This window comes from Arthrobacter sp. PGP41 (assembly GCF_002953935.1).
GTDB lineage: Bacteria > Actinomycetota > Actinomycetes > Actinomycetales > Micrococcaceae > Arthrobacter.
Window position 1 is genome coordinate 283290 of the sequence record NZ_CP026514.1, and the last position, 16033, is coordinate 299322.

Sequence of the window (16033 nt, forward strand, 5' to 3'; positions counted from 1 at the left end):
TTGACACGCTGAACACATTCGACACCCTCCTGGTCGCCAACCGCGGCGAGATCGCCTGCCGCATCATCGAATCTGCGAAGAAGCTGGGGCTCCGGACGGTCGCCGTATTCTCCGAAGCGGACCGGGGCGCCAAGCACGTCCGCCTGGCAGACGAAGCGGTGCTCCTGGGACCCGCTCCGGCCAAGGAGTCCTACCTGCGGGTGCACGCAATCCTGGCGGCGGCAAAGGCAACCGGCGCCGGCGCCATCCACCCCGGCTACGGCTTCCTCTCCGAGGACGCCGCCTTCGCCGAGGCCGTGGAAGCAGCCGGGCTGGTGTTCGTGGGGCCCACACCCGAGCAGCTGCGCATCTTCGGCACCAAGCACACAGCACGCGACGCCGCCCGGGCAGCCGGGGTGCCGATGATCGCCGGTTCAGGGCTGCTTGAGGACGTCGACGACGCCGTTGCGGCCAGTACCGCGATCGGCTTCCCGCTGATGCTCAAGGCCACCGGCGGTGGCGGCGGGATCGGCATGACGGTCTGCCGCAACGAGGCCGAGCTCGTGGACAGCTTCCCCCGCGTGGCCCGCCTGGCCGGTGCCAGCTTCGGCACCGCAGGGGTTTTCGCCGAGCGGTACGTGGAGAACGCCCGGCACGTCGAGGTGCAGATCTTCGGCGACGGCAAGGGCAGGGTGGTCAGTCTTGGCGACCGCGACTGCTCCCTGCAGCGCCGCCATCAGAAGGTCCTCGAGGAGGCCCCCGCGCCGGACCTCCCGGAGGAACTGCGGGAAGAACTCCACCGCAGCTCCCGCGCCCTGTGCGCCTCCCTCAACTACCGCTCGGCCGGCACCGTGGAATTCGTCTACGATTCGGCCCGCCGCGAGGCGTCATTCCTCGAGGTCAACGCCCGGCTGCAGGTGGAGCACCCGGTCACCGAGGCCGTCGCCGGTGTAGACCTGGTGGAGTGGATGCTCCGCCTGGCCCAGGGCGGCGGCGAGGCGGAAACCGTCCTCGCCGACGTCCCGGACAGCCTGCCCGTAACAGGCCACGCGGTGGAAGCCCGTGTTTACGCCGAGGACCCCGCCCGCGGCTTCCAGCCCAGCGCCGGCACCGTGACCAACACCGCCTACCCCGCCACGGAGATCGTCCGGGTGGACGCCTGGGCCGAAACCGGAACTGAAGTCTCCACCAACTACGATCCGCTCCTGGGCAAGATCATCACCTCGGGCGCGAACCGCACCGAAGCCTTCGACAGGCTGGCCGCCGCGCTCGCCGGCACCCGGATCGACGGCATCGAGACCAACCTCGGGATGCTCCGCGCCGCCACCGCCCTGGACGTGGTCCGCAGCGTCCAGCACTCCACCAGCACCCTGGACAACGTGGGCGACCCCGAACCGCGCATTACCGTGAGCCGCCCCGGCCTGCAGACCAGCGTGCAGGACTGGCCCGGCCGGACCGGACTGTGGCAGATCGGCGTCCCGCCGAGCGGGCCCATGGACGATCTGTCCTTCCGGCTCGGCAACACCGCCCTGGGCAACACGGAAGGTGCGCCCGGCCTGGAATTCACCATGTCCGGCCCCAGCCTGGCCTTCACGCACGCCACCACTGTCTGCGTCACCGGCGCGGAGGTAACGGTGACGGTGGACGGGACAGAGGTGCCGGCCTGGGCGCCCGTGACGGTTCCGGCCGGAGGAACGCTCGACGTCGGCACGGCCGGCGGCAACGGCCTGCGCGGCTACATCCTGTTCCAGGGCGGCCTGGACATTCCGCAGTACCTGGGCAGCGCCTCCACCTTCACGCTGGGCCAGTTCGGCGGGCACGCCGGACGGGTCCTGCGCGCCGGTGACGTGCTCCGCGCCCTTGCCCCCGCCGCAGGCACTGCAGGTAAGGAAGTTTCCTCGGCGGCAGTCCCGCTGGATAGCCGCCCGGCACTCACTTCCACCTGGGAGCTCGCCGTGACGGAGGGCCCGCACGGTGCCCCGGAGTTCTTCCAGCGCGAAGACATCGAAGAGCTGTATGCCTCCGAGTACGAGGTCCACTTCAACTCCGCCCGCACCGGCGTCCGCCTGACCGGCCCCAAGCCGCGCTGGGCCCGGACCGACGGCGGCGAGGCCGGACTGCACCCGTCCAACATCCACGACACCGCATACTCGGTGGGTGCCCTGGACTTCACCGGCGACACCCCCATCCTCCTGGGCCCGGACGGCCCCAGCCTGGGCGGGTTTGTCTGCCCGGTGACCGTGGTGACCGCCGACCGCTGGAAGCTCGGCCAGCTCCGGCCGGGGGACAAGGTCCGGTTCGTTCCCGTCCGTGTCAGCCAGGCGCCGTCGGCCAAGGACCTGGGACCCGGCCGGCAGCTGGTCCTGCCTGGCGACGCCGGCTGGTCCGGGGACATGGCGAAGGTGACCGCCGCAGCGGCCTCCGCCCCCGCCGTCGGCACCCCGCGCGGGGATGGCGACGACGGCGTACTGGGCCGGGTGCCGGAAGGTCCCGGCCGGCCCGCGGTCACCTACCGCCGCTCCGGCGACGACAACCTGCTCGTCGAATACGGCGAGATGGTCCTGGACCTCGGCCTCCGCGCCCGGGTGCATGCCCTGCACCAGCACCTCGAACAGCTCCGCGTGCCGGGCATAGTGGACCTCACCCCGGGCATCCGCTCCCTGCAGGTCAAGGTGGATCCCTCGGTCCTGTCCACCAAGCGCCTGCTGGGCCTGGTCCGGGAGATCGAGGCGGCACTGCCGGCGAGTTCCGAGCTGGTGGTCCCCAGCCGCACCGTCCGGCTGCCGCTGTCCTGGGACGACCCAGCCACCCGCGAGGCAATCGAACGCTACATGGCGGGCGTCCGCGACGACGCCCCCTGGTGCCCCTGGAACATCGAATTCATCCGGCGGATCAACGGGCTGGACTCGGTCAATGACGTGTTCGACACCGTCTTCAACGCCGAATACCTGGTCCTCGGACTGGGTGATGTGTACCTCGGCGCCCCGGTGGCCACCCCGCTGGACCCGCGCCACCGCCTGGTCACCACCAAGTACAACCCCGCGCGCACCTGGACCCCGGAGAACGCAGTGGGCATCGGCGGCGCCTACATGTGCATCTATGGCATGGAAGGGCCCGGCGGCTACCAGTTCGTTGGCCGCACCACCCAGGTATGGTCGCGCTACGCGGATTCCGCCCCGTTCGAGTCCGGGTCTCCCTGGCTGCTCCGTTTCTTCGACCGGATCTCCTGGTACCCCGTCAGCCCGGAGGAACTCCTGGGCCTTCGCGCGGACATGGCCGCCGGACGGGGACGCGGCGTGGAAATCGAGGACGGTACCTTCTCGCTGGCCGAGCACGAAGTGTTTCTTGAGGAAAACCGTGAATCCATCGCGGCATTCCGGGAAAAGCAGGGCGCCGCGTTCGCCGTGGAACGCCAGGCATGGGCCGACGCCGGCGAGTTCGACCGTGCCGATGCCCTTGCCACTGTCATCTCACCGGTGGCAGATGAGGTGACCGTTCCGGACGGCGGGTCCCTCGTGGCCGCTCCGTTCGCCGCGAGCGTATGGAAGGTTGACGTGTCGGAAGGTGACAGGGTGGTGCAGGGCCAGGCTCTGGTCTCGCTGGAGGCGATGAAGATGGAGACCGTCCTGGAAGCTCCCTGCGACGGCGTGGTGCTGCAGGTCCTGCCGGCCGCCGGTTCGCAGGTGGTTGCGGGAGAGGCAGTGGTGGTGCTCGGCAGCGTGGGCGCGGAGTCCGTGTCCGTTATCGAAGCACGGGAACCGGAAGCACAGGAACTGGAAGAGGCAACAGTATGAGCACCGTAACCACCGGTAAGGCCGCCACGCGGGTCAAGGCGGCGCTGGCCGCCTTGGAAGCAGTGGATCGTCCGGAAATCTGGATCAGCCTGCGCACTGCGGATGACCTGCTGGCGGAGGCCGCCGCCATCGACACGGCTGTGTCGGGTGGAGCCCACCTGCCGCTGGCCGGGCTCCTGCTCGCCGTCAAGAACAACGTTGACGTCGCGGGAATCCCCACGACGGCGGCGTGCCCCGGCTTCGCCTACCTGCCGGAGAAGGACGCCGAAGCGGTGGCCCGCCTCCGTGCCGGCGGAGCCCTGGTGCTGGGCGCCACCAACCTGGACCAGTTCGCCACCGGCCTGGTGGGCACCCGCAGCCCGCACGGGGCGGTCCGGGATTCCCGCCGTCCGGACTATATCTCCGGCGGCTCAAGCTCCGGCTCGGCAGTCGCTGTGGCCCTTGGCCTGGCGGACATCGCCATCGGAACGGACACCGCCGGCTCGGGCCGTGTGCCCGCAGGGCTGCAGGGGATCGTAGGCATCAAGCCAACGCTGGACGTTGTGTCCACCGCCGGTGTGGTGCCCGCGTGCCGGTCCTGGGACGCCGTCACCATTTTCGCCCGCCGCCTGTCGACGGCGGAGCTCGCCATGGGGGTGATGGCTGGAGGTTCCCGCGCCTGGCCGGCAGACATCCGGCTGGCGGCCCCGGAAAAGCCGCGGGTGGCCTATCCCGCAACGCTCCCGGCGCTCCCGGAGGCCTGGGCAGCCGAATTCCACCGCAATGTGGACCGGCTCAAGGGGTTGGGCGTTGAGGCGGAAGCGATCGAATTCGATGCCTTCCTCAAGGCCGCCCGGCTGCTGTACGACGGCGGGCTGGTGGCGGAGCGCCACGCCGCCGTCGGCGGTTTCCTGGAAAAGTACGACGGCGGCGCGCACAGCCAGGCGGGCATCGATCCCACGGTGGAGCGCATCATCCGGGCAGCAGGCAGTGTGCCCGCCCACCGGTACGTGGCTGACTCCGCCAAACTGGAAGCACTGAAGCAGCAGGCGATGGCGCGGCTGGAAGGGTTTGACGCCCTGCTGATCCCCACCACCCCCTTCCACCCCACCCTTGCCGATGTGGCCGCGGACCCGGTGGGAGTGAACTCGCTGATGGGGACTTACACGAACTTCTGCAACCTGTTTGACCTCAGCGCTGTTGCGGTGCCGGCTGGCGCCGTGGACGGCGCGCAGTTCGGGCTGACCGTGGTGGCACGGACGTTCGACGACGCCGTTGCCGCCGACATCGCCCGGCTCCTTGAGGTGACCCCCGAAGCGCCTGCCCTCTTCGCTCGTGCCCTTCACGCGCCGGGCGCGGCGCCGGCGGCTGCCGGCGAAGCTGCCCACCCGTCGTCGTCCGTTCCCTGGCCGGTGGCTGCAGGCGCAGCCGCCGTGCCGCTGGTGGTGGTCGGCGCGCACCGGAAGGGGCAGCCCCTGGCCCGGCAGCTGGAGGAGCTCGGCGCCGCCTGGGACGGCCCCGTCCGCACTGCGGCCCGCTACCGGATGGTGTCCCTGGACACAGAACCGCCGAAGCCCGGGGTGTACCGCGCGGAGGACGGCGGAGCCGAGCTTGTGGGTGAACGGTGGCTCGTGTCCCAAGCCGGGATGGGCGCGTTCCTGGCTGCCCTGCCAGAACCCATGCTGCTCGGATCAATCCAACTGGCCGACGCTTCCCGCGCCGTGGGGTTCGCCTGCGATGCGGTGGCCGCCACACAGGGGGAGGACATCACGCACTACGGCGACTGGCTGGCTGCCAAGGACCGCGTGCCCCGGCCCAAGACCGCGGGGCAGGACCTCGGGGACGCCGCGCTGGCAGGGTCCAGCCGCGGAGCCTAGCCCTTGAAGTACTTGGAAATGTCGGCGACCAGTTCGTCCACGGCGGCCGGGATGGAACCGTGGAAGCACTTGGGGGAGAGCTCGTAGGTGCTGCCGGGGACCGCAGCGTGCAGCCGCTCTGCCGTTGCCTTGTAATAGCCGGGACTCTTGCCGCCCGCCATGAAGTGGGTATTGGCAGGAAGCACGCTGAAGTCCCTGGCATGGTCCGCTTCCTTGTAGGCGGCCCGGAGCTCGCCCACCCCGCTGGGCATGACTTCCTGGAACATCCGGTTCACCTTGGTCCGCGACAGCACGGCCATCAGCCCGGCAAGGACGGGCTCGGGGATCCTGGCCATCGCCGAACCCGGTTTGGTGGCCTTCTTCATGTGGGCCAGGGCATGCCCCACCTTGCCGTTGTTCACGGCGTCCTCGAACCCGTCGAGCCAGCCGGTGTCGATGCTGCCGTCGATGTTCACTGCGGCGTCGTACACCGCAAGCTTGTCCGGCACGTACGCGGTTCCGGTGAACTCCTGGACCGCGTTGAGGGCCACGGATCCGCCCAGGCTGTGGCCCAGGATGTTCCGGGCGCCGCTGGCGTCCAGGACCGTCCGCACATCCGCGATCTCGGTGGCCATGGAGTAGTCCGCTGGCTGTTCCGATGAGCTTCCGCGCCCGCGGCGGTCATACACGTCAACGGCCCATCCCTCGCCGAGTCCCTTCGCCAGGGCCACGGAAAATGGCCGGTAAATCAGCGCGGTGAGGAAGGCTCCGCCGATCAGCAGCACCCGGCGTTCTCCCGGCGCATCTTCGGTGCCGTAGCTGTACAAAGCCAGCCGGCCGCCGTCGGGCGTTGGAAGTACCTGTTCTTTCACCACCCCATCCTAGGCAGGCGCCTGCCGGGCAGCCGCGAAGCCGGTCTGTCCAACTCCCGGTAAACTTGGGGATTGTGACTTCCCAAAACACCCCCGCGCCCAAGAACGCCCCAGAGCCCCTCGACGCCAGCGAGCAGATGCGGATCCGCATGGAGAAGCGCGCCAAACTGATCGAGCGCGGCACCGAGGCGTACCCGGTGGGCGTGGAACGGACGCACTCCCTCGCCGAGATCCGCGAGAAGTACGCCCACCTTGAGGCGGACGACACCACGGGGGACACCGTGGGGGTCACGGGCCGCGTGGTGTTCATCCGCAACACCGGCAAGCTGTGCTTCGCCACCCTCCAGGAGGGCGGCACCGACGGCAAGGGAACCCGGCTCCAGGCCATGCTGAGCCTCGCCAACGTGGGCGAAGAGGCGCTCGCCGACTGGAAGGCCCTGGTTGACCTGGGCGACCACGTCTTCATCAAGGGTGAGGTCATCTCCTCACGCCGCGGCGAACTGTCCGTCATGGCAGAGTCCTGGTCCATGGCCTCCAAGGCGCTCCGCCCGCTGCCGGTGCTGCATGCGGAACTGAACGAAGAGACCCGCGTCCGCCAGCGCTACGTTGACCTGATGGTCCGCGACGAAGCCCGCGAAATGGTCTACACCCGCGCCGCCATCACCCGTTCCATCCGCGAGACACTCTTCCGCCACAGCTACGTGGAGGTGGAGACCCCCATCCTGAACCTGGTCCACGGCGGCGCGCTGGCACGTCCGTTCGAGACCCACATGAACGCCTTCGACCAGAAGATGACCCTGCGCATCGCCACCGAGCTCTACCTCAAGCGCGCCGTGGTGGGCGGGATCGACCGTGTCTACGACATGGGTCGCGTGTTCCGCAACGAGGGCGTGGACTCCACCCACAGCCCCGAGTTCACCACCCTTGAGTGCTACGAGGCGTGGGCTGACCAGTTCGTGATGGCCGAGCGCATCAAGGAGATCATCCTCGACGCCGCCGACGCCGTGGGTGCCGGGCGCGTCCTCCAGACGGAGGCAGGTGAGATTAACCTCGACGGCGACTGGGCCTGGCTTGCCGTGTACCCGGGGCTTTCCGACGCCGTTGGCCGGGAAGTCACGCCGGACACCCCGCTGGAGGTGCTCCGCGACATCGCCGCAAAGCACGAGGTCAAGGTGGATCCGAAGTGGGACGCCGAGAAGCTGGCTGTTGAGTTGTTCGGCGAGATCGTGGAGCCCACGCTGCTGAACCCCACCTTCGTCTACGACTACCCGCCCTCCGCCCAGCCGTTGGCCCGTCCGCACCGCGAGGACGGCCGCCTGATCGAGGCCTGGGACCTCATCATCGGCGGAATGGAGCGCGGCACGGCCTTCTCCGAGCTGATCGACCCCGTTATCCAGCGCGAACGCCTGACCGAGCAGTCACGCCACGCGGCCGCCGGCGACGACGAAGCCATGCAGCTGGACGAGGACTTCCTGCGTGCCCTTGAGTACGGTGCTCCTCCGATGGGCGGAATCGGACTGGGGATCGACCGGCTGGTCATGCTGTTCACGGGAGCCGGAATCCGCGAAACGATTCTCTTCCCGCTGCTCAAGCCGGAAGGCCACTGACCGTGGAATACGTAGCTGTCCTTCTTCCTTCCCTTGTGGTGGGCCTGCTTTTTTGGTTTGCCATGAAGTCGATTTTCAATGCGGACAAAGCAGAGCGCCAGGCGGAAGCGCGGGCCCAGGCCGAGGCTGAAGCCAAGGCGGCATCAACCGGGGACCGGACGGACCCGAAATCGAATTGATAAACCCCGGCCTTTTCCCGATATCCCCCGGAACCATTTGGCGTTTTGACGCGTTGCCATAATGAGAGTCATACTTTAAAGGAAAACATCCTGCTTTTCTGAAAACCGAACCCTTTCCAAAAGGAAGTCTTGAATGGCACAGAAAGTAAACATCATCCTCGTTGATGATCTGGATGGGGGATCCGCAGACGAGAATGTGAAGTTTGGCCTTGACGGGGCGAACTACGAGATTGATCTTTCAGCAGCAAACGCCGCTGAACTCCGTTCTACGCTGGAACGCTTCGTTGCAGCCGCACGGAAGACTTCCGGTGGCCGCCCGCCCCGTGCCAAGGCGGCATCGGGGGGACGCAGCCACGACTCCGCTCAAATAAGGCAATGGGCCCGCGAAAACGGCTACACGGTTAACAGCCGCGGCCGAATTCAGGCCGAAATCCAGGAAGCCTACCAAAAGGCCCACTCCTAGCTTCGCATCCCATTCCGCATAAAACCCTGCCTTCGCCATCCGGCGGCGGCAGGGTTTTCAACTTAAACCAGCAGCGGGCAGCTGGAGAAATGCTTGGAAGTCCGGGGTGGTGCGCGTATCGTTGACCTACTTGCCGATTCGATTGCGGGTATTGATGGGCGGGGAACGCGCTGGGCTACCGGTCTGGGATGCCGGCTTTATCCGGCCGTTTCAACTTCTGTGCGGTGGAGGACAATGATGTCTGGAAAACTTACGCCCCGTCGGTTTGCGGCTGTCGTCGGCGCCCTTGTGGTGCTCCTGGCGGTGCCGCTCGGTCCGGTGGCGTTTTCGGACCACGCCTCCGTTTCGGTGGGTGCGGTGCCGCACTCCACCGAATTGGTCGCCATGGTCGATTCCGGAACTGAACCGCTGACTGAAATTACCTACGACGTTTTTGCGGCAGACGGCGATGGCTCCGCACCGCTGGCCACAAACAAGGCGGAACATATCTTCGGTACCGTTCCTTTCCACCTGCCGGATGGCCGCTATAAGATCCGGGCCACCGCGCCGGGATTCCTGGAAGGTTGGTACACGTCCACCGCAGGGGCCGGAGAATTCTCCATCTCCGAATTGATCACGTACCAGGACAGCAGGACCTTCGCCACGGCGGACGTGATTGTTGTGGACTCCCTCACCCCTGCCAATTCCAGCTGGACCCATGCGGGGTGGACGGTTCTCCATTCGGCCGCGTCCTCCGTTTCCGGGGCTGTCGCCAGCAGCTCCGGAGGGGAGGCAGGGTCACTGCTCAGCGGCATCGGCGTCGAGTTGCATGATGCGGCAGCTGCACCGGAAACCAGCCTGGTTGGCGAGGCGCTGCGTACCGACGCCAACGGCTACTACACCTTTGAGGGCGTGGCGCCGGGCACGTACAAAGTGCGGTTCGTCAAGGAAAGTCCCGAAGGGGGAATCACTGAGCGCTGGTGGCCGGAGACGCCGCACCGTGCTGAGGCGGAGGTTATCACCCTTACCGGCGGCAACCACTTCAATCTGGCCTATGCAGTTTTCCCGCCGTCAGTGCCTGTTGATGCGGCGCGCGTCCTGACTCTGTCCGGCCAGCCGGCCCTGGGGGCAACCCTCACCGCCGCTCCGGATTTCGTTGAGGCGGGACCCTTCGGGGAGCCCTGCCTCCAGCGGTACACCTGGTTCCTCGGCACCGACCTGGTGGAAGATGCATACGGCCCCACCTTCGTTGTTCCCCTCGACGCCGGGGGGAAATCTGTGTCTGCGCGGCTCGACATTGCAGGTATCGGCTGCACCTACACGGCCCTGGCCAGCAACTCCATCGGGCCGGTGGACCCCGGCCTCACTGCGGTAGGAAATGACGTCGTCGCCGCGCCCGTGGACAATACCGGCCAAGCCCCCGCCACGCTGGAGTTCGGACAAGTAACGACGGCGGGAAACACCACCGTCACCCGTCTCGGTTCTGAAGCTGCCCCGCCTGCCGGCAGCTTCTCATCCCTTACCGACCCGCCTCTGTACTACGACATCGAAACCAGTGCGGTCTTCGACGCCGCACTCGGCGTGGAAGTCTGCATCACCTTCGACACCGCCGGCATGACCCAGGCACAGGCGGCGGGGCAGCACCTGTACCACTACGTGGATGGAGCGTGGGAGGACATCACGGTGAGCAGCAGTACGGGAAGGGTCTGCGGTGTGACGCATTCCTTCTCACCTTTTGCCGTCGGCCAGCCGCATTGGCCGTTCACCGGATTCCTGCAGCCGGTGGACACCGGCGCTGTCCTGAATGCAATGACCGCCGGGGCTTCGGTGCCCCTCAAGTTCGGCGTGGGCGGTAACCGGGGGCTGGACATCCTGGCCGGCGGAGCGCCGTCGTCGTCTGCGATCGCGTGTCCGGGCGGCACCGCGCCGGACGATATCGAGCAGACTGTTGCCGCCGGAACCAGCCTGCTGAGCTACAACGCGGCCAGCGATTCGTACACTTTCGTCTGGAAGACCGAGAAGGCATGGGCCGGTTCCTGCCGCCAGTTGGAGCTCAGGCTCAATGACGGCACGGTTCATACGGCGCTGTTCCACTTCCGGAAGTAGGAAGCCTGCTCCGGGCAATACGGTAGCCGCACCCCGAACACTCCCTGCGGATCCGCACCATGTTTCCCCTGTGGCGAACACGCTCCACAACCAGGGGCCAGCCACGTAGCATCAAAGTACGTCGTAGCTAGGAGTGTGGCGAAATGTTTGAGCGATTTACGGACCGTGCCCGTCGCGTAGTTGTGCTTGCCCAAGAAGAGGCACGCATGCTGAACCACAATTACATCGGTACCGAACACATCCTCTTGGGTCTTATCCATGAGGGTGAGGGTGTTGCCGCCAAAGCTCTTGAGTCCTTGAGCATTTCGCTCGACGGCGTTCGCGAGCAGGTGCAGGAGATCATCGGTCAGGGCCAGCAGGCGCCCTCCGGCCACATCCCCTTCACGCCCCGTGCCAAGAAGGTGCTGGAGCTCTCGCTGCGCGAAGCCCTCCAGCTGGGCCACAACTACATCGGCACGGAGCACATCCTGCTGGGCCTCATCCGCGAGGGGGAGGGTGTTGCAGCCCAGGTGCTGGTCAAGCTCGGCGCCGACCTGAACCGGGTCCGCCAGCAGGTCATCCAGCTCCTGTCGGGCTACCAGGGCAAGGAGACCACCGGCGCAGGCGTCGGCTCCGGGCAGCCCGAGGGAACGCCCGCAGGGTCTGTGGTCCTGGACCAGTTCGGCCGCAACCTCACCCAGGCTGCGCGCGAGAACAAGCTGGACCCCGTCATCGGACGCGAGCAGGAGATGGAACGCGTCATGCAGGTCCTCTCCCGCCGCACCAAGAACAACCCGGTCCTGATTGGTGAGCCGGGCGTCGGCAAGACGGCCGTCGTCGAGGGCCTCGCCCAGGCGATTGTCCGCGGCGATGTCCCTGAGACCATCAAGGACAAGCAGCTCTACACGCTGGACCTCGGTTCCCTGGTGGCAGGCTCGCGTTATCGCGGTGACTTCGAAGAGCGCCTGAAGAAGGTCCTCAAGGAGATCCGTACCCGCGGCGACATCATCCTCTTCATTGACGAGATCCACACCCTGGTGGGTGCGGGCGCCGCTGAAGGGGCCATCGATGCTGCCTCGATCCTGAAGCCGATGCTGGCCCGCGGCGAACTGCAGACCATCGGTGCAACCACGCTGGATGAGTACCGCAAGCACATCGAAAAGGATGCCGCTCTTGAGCGCCGCTTCCAGCCGATCCAGGTCAAGGAACCCTCCGTGGCGCACGCCATCGAGATCCTCAAGGGCCTGCGCGACCGCTACGAGGCACACCACCGCGTCACCATCACCGACGGTGCCCTGGCCTCAGCAGCCAGCCTCGCTGAGCGCTACATTTCGGACCGCTTCCTGCCGGACAAGGCGATCGACCTGATCGACGAAGCCGGTGCCCGGCTGCGCATCCGCCGCATGACCGCTCCGCCGGAGCTCAAGGCCATGGACGAGCGCATCGCCAAGCTGAAGATGGAAAAGGAGTCCGCGATTGACGCGCAGGACTTCGAAGGCGCAGCCGCCCTCCGCGACAAGGAACAGAAGATGATTTCCGAGCGCTCGGAGAAGGAGCGCCACTGGAAGTCCGGGGGCATGGACGACATCTCCGAGGTGGATGAGGATCTCATCGCCGAGGTGCTGGCGAACTCCACGGGCATCCCCGTCTTCAAGCTGACCGAGGAAGAGTCCTCGCGACTGCTGAAGATGGAAGACGAACTGCACAAGCGCGTGGTGGGCCAGAACGAGGCCATCAAGGCCCTGTCCCAGGCCATCCGCCGCACCCGTGCAGGGCTCAAGGACCCCAAGCGTCCCGGCGGCTCGTTCATCTTCGCCGGCCCCACCGGCGTCGGCAAGACCGAGCTCGCCAAGGCACTCGCCGAGTTCCTGTTCGGTGAAGAGGATGCCCTCATCACGCTGGACATGTCCGAGTACTCCGAGAAGCACACCGTTTCCCGGCTGTTCGGTGCCCCTCCGGGCTACGTGGGCTACGAGGAAGGCGGCCAGCTGACCGAGAAGGTCCGGCGCCGTCCGTTCTCCGTGGTGCTGTTCGACGAAGTTGAAAAGGCCCACGCGGACCTCTTCAACTCGCTGCTGCAGATCCTGGAAGACGGCCGGCTGACCGACTCCCAGGGCCGCGTGGTGGACTTCAAGAACACCGTGATCATCATGACCACGAACCTCGGCACCCGTGACATCTCCAAGAGCGTCGCTACCGGCTTCCAGTCCGGCACTGACACGCAGACCGGCTACAACCGCATGCGTGCCCGTGTCACCGAGGAGCTCAAGCAGCACTTCCGTCCCGAGTTCCTGAACCGTGTGGATGACGTTGTGGTGTTCCCGCAGCTCACCCAGGACGAGATCATCGAGATCGTGGACCTCTTCGTCTCCCGGCTGGAGAAGCGCCTCAAGGACAAGGACATGGGCATCGAGCTCACGCCCGCGGCCAAGGTGCTCCTCGCAACCCGAGGCTACGACCCCGCCATGGGTGCCCGGCCGCTGCGCCGCACCATCCAGCGCGAGATCGAGGACCAGCTCTCCGAGAAGATCCTGTTCGGCGAGATCCACGCCGGCGACATCGTCGTTGTGGATGTGGAAGGCGATGGCGACGACGCGAAGTTCACGTTCGCCGGAAACGCCAAGCCGCGCATCCCGGAAATCGCCCCGAGCGTCTAGTCTCGACAGCCAAAGCCCCGCCACTCCGCAAGGAGCGGCGGGGCTTTCGCTTTGCCCTCGGTCCCGTCAAAGTGTTGGCATCCGGCGGTCACCCGTGGCTAAGTCGCTGCGGCACCGGAGTCATTTGCCGCTTGCTGCTCCTCCGTCGCTTTGACGCAAGCTACACAAATGACCCCGGCCCCTCCGCTTCGCGTGAGGCGCGCCTATGCACGAGGCGACGGACATCAGGCATTTATGTAGGCGCCGTCAAAGCGAGGAACGAGCAGGCGCCGGGAAATGTCTGATGGTCGTCGCCGGAGCGGACCCGGGCGCCCTGCCTCCCCTTTGAACTTGAGCGCCGGCGTCGTTCCGTGGGTAGGTAGCGGTTTGTGATGTAGGACACGGTCCGGTTGAATCGGGGGCATGGCTAACTTGGAACCGGCGATCCCGGATGAGCGACCTTTGACCCCTTTTCATGATTTGGACCATTACCTGTCGATCCCGCGGGTTAGTGGTCTGGCGCTGAGCCCCGACGGACGTCGGCTGGTCACCACCGTGGCCACCCTTAACGGCAAGGGCACCGAATTCGGTACCGCCCTGTGGGAGTTGGATCCCGCGGGGCAAAAGCATGCCCGCCGGATCACCCGCAGCGCCAAGGGCGAGGCGGGGGCGGCGTTCGCCGCCAGCGGGGACGTCTACTTCACTTCCGCGCGGCCGGATCCGGACAGCCCCGAGGAGGAGCCCGTCAACGCGCTCTGGCTCCTGCCCGCGGACGGCGGTGAAGCCCGCGTGGTGTTGAACCGGGCCGGCGGAGTGGGCGGCGTGCTGACGGCCAGGAACGCCGATGCCGCCTTCGTTACCGCGGAGGTGCTGGCCGGTTCCGCCGACGAAGAGGAGGACGCCGAGCGCCGAAAATCACGGAAGGACCGCAAGGTATCCGCCATCCTGCACAGCGAATATCCGGTCCGGTACTGGGACGCTGACCTGGGACCGGGCCAGCCGCGGATCTTCGCTGTTGAACGCGGCGAAGAAAAGGACGGCGGCAAGCCGGCAACCGTGGATGCCACCGCGCCGCTGGTCCTGCGGAACCTCACGCCGGATGCCGGACCCAGGCTGCGGGAAGCGGAAACCGTGGTCAGCCCCGATGGCAAGACCATCTACACGAGCTACACCAAGCCGCTGGCCAAGGCTGACAGCAGGTCCATCCTGGTGGCCGTGGACGTGGCCTCCGGCAGCACCAAGGTGCTGCTGGACGAGGAAGGCATGAGCTTTTTCCCGGGCCCCGTCAGCCCCGACGGCAGCATCCTGGCGGTGGTCAGCGAAAGCGACACCACCCCGCAGGAAGCCCCGCAGGTCAAGCTCCACCTTCTGGAGGTAACGGGGGAAGGCGGAGAGGCCCCCGGCGGGCTGGTGCCGTTGGCTCACGACTGGGACCGTTGGCCTAAGCCGGCTGCCTGGCTTCCGGACGGGTCCGCCCTCCTGGTCACCGCGGACGACGACGGCGCGTCGCCGGTTTTCCGGATCAGCGTCCCCGCCGCCGCGGCTGAAGTCAGTGTCACCCGGGTGACCCAGGACGCTGCGGCATACTCCGACGTCGTGGTTTCGCCGGACGGACGCAGCGCCTACGCCCTGCGGAGCTCCTACGAGTTCCCGCCTGAAGCGGTCCGCCTGGACCTGCGGACGGGGGAGGCCACGCGGCTGCCCGCCCCCGCGGAGCGGCCGGTCCGCCCCGGCAGGCTGGAACGCATCGCTGCGACGGCGGCGGACGGGTCCCGCGTCCCGGCCTACCTGGCGCTGCCGGAGGGCGCGTCCGCGGAGTCTCCGGCGCCTATGCTCCTGTGGATCCACGGCGGACCGCTCGGGTCCTGGAACGCCTGGACCTGGCGGTGGAACCCGTGGCTGATGACTGCCAAGGGCTACGCGGTCCTCCTGCCGGACCCTGCGCTCTCCACCGGGTACGGCCAGGCCCACATCCAACGCGGGTGGGGAGCCTGGGGCAAGGCGCCGTTCGCGGACCTGATGGCGGTCACGGACGCCGCGGTCCAGCGGCCCTACGTCGACGCCGGCCGCACCGCCGCCATGGGAGGTTCCTTCGGCGGCTACATGGCCAACTGGGTTGCAGGGCAGACGGATCGGTTCAGGGCAATCGTGACGCACGCCAGCCTGTGGGCCCTGGACCAGTTCGGCCCCACCACGGACGCCTCGCAGTACTGGCTGAAGGAAATGACAGAAGAGATGGCGCTGGACAACTCGCCGCACCTTCACGTTGAAAACATCGGCACGCCCATGCTGGTGATCCACGGGGACAAGGACTACCGGGTGCCCATTGGCGAGGGGCTGCGGCTTTGGTACGAGCTTCTGTCCAAGTCAAAGCTCGCCGCGGACCAGGACGGGCAGACGCCGCACCGGTTCCTGTACTTCCCGGACGAGAACCACTGGGTGCTCCAGCCACAGCATGCAAAGGTCTGGTACCAGGTTGTGGAGTCATTCCTGGCCAGGAATGTCCTTGACCAGGACGTGCCACTGCCCCCCGAGCTCGGGCTCTAGCTTCTCCGGCAGGTATAGGCAAAACCTTTTTCAGGCATTTTCCCGCCCGCTCCGGAA

Annotated in this window: 9 protein-coding genes; 8 read left to right on the forward strand and 1 reads right to left on the reverse strand. The window is 67.0% G+C overall.

The genetic code is table 11. The annotated features are described in order from the left end of the window. Nucleotides 1–8 precede the first annotated feature (8 nt). Nucleotides 9–3773, forward strand: coding sequence for an urea carboxylase (uca, locus tag C3B78_RS01315; RefSeq protein WP_104999572.1), 3765 nt, complete (start codon nucleotides 9–11; stop codon nucleotides 3771–3773). Then, nucleotides 3770–5629 (forward strand): allophanate hydrolase, encoded by a 1860-nt coding sequence (gene atzF / locus C3B78_RS01320; RefSeq protein ID WP_104996467.1) that lies wholly within the window; start codon nucleotides 3770–3772, stop codon nucleotides 5627–5629. The genes uca and atzF overlap by 4 nt, the downstream gene beginning before the upstream one ends. Here atzF and C3B78_RS01325 read toward each other — a convergent pair. Next, nucleotides 5626–6480, reverse strand: a complete 855-nt coding sequence (locus C3B78_RS01325; protein ID WP_104996468.1) for an alpha/beta fold hydrolase — start codon at nucleotides 6478–6480, stop codon at nucleotides 5626–5628. The two genes, atzF and C3B78_RS01325, sit on opposite strands and share 4 nt — an antisense overlap. A 74-nt stretch (nucleotides 6481–6554) precedes the next feature. On the opposite strand from C3B78_RS01325, the gene lysS reads away from it, so the two are divergent. The 6 genes from lysS to C3B78_RS01350 all read left to right on the forward strand — a co-directional run bounded on the left by lysS (nucleotide 6555) and on the right by C3B78_RS01350 (nucleotide 15976). Further along, complete coding sequence (gene lysS / locus C3B78_RS01330) at nucleotides 6555–8087, forward strand: lysine--tRNA ligase (protein WP_104996469.1); 1533 nt, start codon at nucleotides 6555–6557, stop codon at nucleotides 8085–8087. Nucleotides 8088–8089: 2 nt separating this feature from the next. Next, entirely contained in the window at nucleotides 8090–8266 is a 177-nt protein-coding gene (locus C3B78_RS19805; RefSeq protein ID WP_199775304.1) for a hypothetical protein, read from the forward strand. A 133-nt stretch (nucleotides 8267–8399) separates the two neighbouring features. Continuing rightward, nucleotides 8400–8729 carry a histone-like nucleoid-structuring protein Lsr2 gene (locus C3B78_RS01335; protein WP_104996470.1) on the forward strand — a complete coding sequence of 110 codons (330 nt, stop codon included), beginning with the start codon at nucleotides 8400–8402 and terminating at the stop codon, nucleotides 8727–8729. A 237-nt stretch (nucleotides 8730–8966) separates the two neighbouring features. Next, complete coding sequence (locus C3B78_RS01340; protein ID WP_104996471.1) at nucleotides 8967–10814, forward strand: PxKF domain-containing protein; 1848 nt, start codon at nucleotides 8967–8969, stop codon at nucleotides 10812–10814. 143 nt (nucleotides 10815–10957) lie between these two features. Further along, nucleotides 10958–13450 (forward strand): ATP-dependent Clp protease ATP-binding subunit, encoded by a 2493-nt coding sequence (locus C3B78_RS01345; RefSeq protein WP_104996472.1) that lies wholly within the window; start codon nucleotides 10958–10960, stop codon nucleotides 13448–13450. A gap of 402 nt (nucleotides 13451–13852) precedes the next feature. Then, nucleotides 13853–15976, forward strand: coding sequence for a S9 family peptidase (locus tag C3B78_RS01350; RefSeq protein WP_104996473.1), 2124 nt, complete (start codon nucleotides 13853–13855; stop codon nucleotides 15974–15976). Nucleotides 15977–16033 lie beyond the last annotated feature (57 nt).

Coding starts and splice junctions, on each gene's coding strand:
- C3B78_RS01335 (WP_104996470.1), top strand. CDS start 8,400: ATGGCACAGAAAGTAAACATCATCCTCGTTGATGATCTGGATGGGGGA.
- C3B78_RS01345 (WP_104996472.1), top strand. CDS start 10,958: ATGTTTGAGCGATTTACGGACCGTGCCCGTCGCGTAGTTGTGCTTGCC.
- C3B78_RS01350 (WP_104996473.1), top strand. CDS start 13,853: ATGGCTAACTTGGAACCGGCGATCCCGGATGAGCGACCTTTGACCCCT.
- C3B78_RS01340 (WP_104996471.1), top strand. CDS start 8,967: ATGTCTGGAAAACTTACGCCCCGTCGGTTTGCGGCTGTCGTCGGCGCC.
- atzF (WP_104996467.1), top strand. CDS start 3,770: ATGAGCACCGTAACCACCGGTAAGGCCGCCACGCGGGTCAAGGCGGCG.